At 41.2% G+C, this 628-nt stretch carries 1 protein-coding gene; it reads left to right on the top strand.

The features are described 5' to 3' along the window. Positions 1-93 precede the first annotated feature (93 nt). Positions 94-628, top strand: a 535-nt coding sequence (locus F1E73_RS17270) for a transposase (protein ID WP_191089072.1), incomplete at its 3' end; no start/stop codon positions are given.

Consider the following 628-nt stretch of genomic DNA (forward strand, 5'->3'; position numbering starts at 1 on the left):
GGACTGTAAATTATTTTGTGTTTTTGCTCTGAGTTAGTCGAAAAATGATTTTGAAGTTCATAGGCAAAAAATTTATTTTTAAATTTTTATTATATGGACCCAGAATTAGAAAAACAATTAGATGCCTTAATAGGTAAAATCAGCAACAAAGAAGACTTCGATCAAGTCAAGGAACAGTTGCTTAAGCGTGGTATCGAATCGCTTTTGAAAGCGGAAATGACAGCCCATTTGGGGTTTGAAAAGGGTGGCGCTGTAGTTGGGAACAACCAGCGTAATGGTTACTCGGAAAAGACCATCAAAACCCAGAACGGAGAGCAGCGCATCAAGATACCCAGAGATCGTCAGGCCAGCTTTGATCCGGTGATTGTACCCAAACATCAATCCATCAGTCAAGAACTCGAGGACTGTATCCAATTACTATATGCCAAAGGGATGGGTAATAGCGATATTATAGACTTTATGGAAAGCACCTATGGTGTCCATTATAGCACCTCGCAGGTATCCATCATTACCAACCAATTACTGGAGGATATCAAGAGCTGGCAGAACAGGCCATTGGAGGATGTATACCCCATTGTCTGGATCGACGCCATCCACTATAAGATACGCCATGAGGGAAAAGTTGTCT

The organism is Arenibacter lacus (assembly GCF_008711145.1).
Classification (GTDB): Bacteria; Bacteroidota; Bacteroidia; order Flavobacteriales; family Flavobacteriaceae; genus Arenibacter; species Arenibacter amylolyticus.